The 2,068-nt window shown below is 66.9% G+C and carries 1 protein-coding gene; it reads right to left on the bottom strand.

The window, feature by feature from the left end; translation table 11 throughout:
• Positions 1-23 precede the first annotated feature (23 nt).
• Complete coding sequence (locus HW556_RS18270; protein ID WP_176901550.1) at positions 24-1,889, bottom strand: LTA synthase family protein; 1,866 nt, start codon at positions 1,887-1,889, stop codon at positions 24-26.
• Positions 1,890-2,068 lie beyond the last annotated feature (179 nt).

Raw genomic sequence — 2,068 nt, 5'->3', positions numbered from 1 at the left:
TAAGCTACGCACCACTTACTTCCTCACTTCCCCAAAAAATCCCTAAAAGACACCTGCTCATACGCCTGCCCGAAGCGCAACTGCCGCTGAGAAACGGCTGAATCCCGCTCGATGACGCGGCGGGCTACGTTGTCGTAGGTGACGGTGCCGGTGGGGGTGGCTACGCCGAAGCCGTCGGTGAAGGAGTAGAGGGCCGCGCCGCCGGGCCAGGCGGCCGGGGCGGGGGCTAGCAGGTCGCGGCTCCAGGGGAAGTTGGTGGCGGGCAGGTTCAGCTGGTGCAGCAGCGTGGCGGTTACGTCGGTTTGCGAGCCGTAGGTGGGCACCTGTCGGCCCTGGGCGGCGGGGGCCAGCGCGCCGCCGGTGAGCAGCAGCGGGATGCGGAACTTGGCCGGGTCGTGGTTGGGCGAGCTGCCGGGCTGGGGGTGGCCATGGTCGGCTACCAGCACTACCAGCGTATTGGCCCACCAGGGCTGCTGGCGGGCCTGCTGCAGAAACTGGCCCAGCACGTGGTCGGTGTAATACATGGAGTTGCGGAAACGGCTGGCCTCGTCGGTACCCGAGAAGCGGGCACGCATGGGCACGTCGAAGGGCTCGTGGCTGCTCAGCGTGAAGGCCGTGATGAAGAACGGCGCCGGTTGGGCGGGCAGTTCCTGCAGCATCCGCCTGAACAACACGTGGTCGTGGGCACCCCACTTGGCGTTCTGGTCCTGGCGGGCGAAGTCGGCCCGCTCGGTGAAGCGCTGATAGCCGGCCGTGACGAGGTAGCTTTTCATGTTGGCGAAGGCCAGCTCGCCGCCGTGGTAGTAGGCCGTGGCGTAGCCCTTCCGGCGCAGCACCCGGGCCAGGTGGGGCAGCTGCTCGGTTTTGCGTGGGTACTTGATGATGCTGGTGGCGGGCTGGTTGGGGTAGCCCGAAAGCAGCGCCACGAGGCCCTTTTGGCTTCGGTCGCCGGCCGCAAACACGTTGCGGAAGGTCACGCCGGTGCGGCTCAGACTGTCGAGGGTGGGCGTTATGCCCGGCTCGCCGCCCAAATGGCCTACCAGCTTGCCGGTAAAGCTCTCCAGAATGATGAACAGCACGTTGGGCTTTTGCAGGCCGGGGCGCAGCAGCCGCACCGTATCGGGGCCGGAAGGGGCGTAGAGGCTGGCGGTGAGGCGGGTGGCGGTGGTATCGGGCAGGAACTTGTAGGGGTTGCGGGTGCTGGTTTGCAGCCGCAGCGAGTTGAGCACGTTCCAGGGCACGTTGATGGCCGCGTGGTTGGCAAAAGGCGCTTCCGAGAAATACACGTCGCCCTGGTTGATGGGAATTTGCTGCAGGCCCCCGCGCAGCGGCACCAGCAGCAGCACCAGATACAGCAGCCCCGCCAGCGCCGCCCTGCCCCGGCCGAAGCCGGCCGGCAACTCGGGCAACTGGCCCACTACTCCTTTATATAGGCCCCAGCCTGCGCCCAGCAGCGCCAGCCACAAGCCCAGCAGCAGTCCCAACTGGCCCGCACTGGCCGAAGCCGCCGCCTCGCCCGGTGTGCGCAGGTACTGCAGCGGCGTAGCATCGAGCCGGAAGCCCCAGGGGCCGTACAGGGCCAGGTCGGCTACCGTGAGCAGGGCCACCAGCGCCACCAACACCATGGTAATTCCGCGCAAGCCGCGGGCCAGCCCGAACCGCGGTCCGGCCAGACTGCCGACCACGAACAGTAGGAAGGGCGCCAGACACAGGTAGGCCGTCGCCGAAGCATCGAGCCGCAACGCGTAACCGAAGATGCGCGGCACCGTGCCGGCCGGCAGCACCAGGGTGCGCGACAGGTAGTAAACCAGAAACAGGCCCCTGACCAGCCCGAAATACAGCAGCCAGAACAGGAAGTAGCGCGGCTGAAACGCGAAGCGGCTTTTCACACCTGCAAAGGTAACCCCCCGGCCCGGATCGGAGCCTGCCGGCGGGCGGTTTAAACCCAAGTTGTATAGCACGATGTAGGGACGGGGCCTGTCCCCCCCCGCCGTCGAACGGGCCTGGTTTGAATCGTTCAACGACGGGCGGGGGAAAGGCCCGCCCCTACCTCGTGCCGAGATATGCA

Source organism: Hymenobacter terrestris (assembly GCF_013377905.1).
GTDB lineage: Bacteria > Bacteroidota > Bacteroidia > Cytophagales > Hymenobacteraceae > Hymenobacter > Hymenobacter terrestris.
The sequence above is the reverse complement of the archived record's forward strand: the minus strand, read 5'-3'. Positions and strand labels throughout refer to the sequence as shown.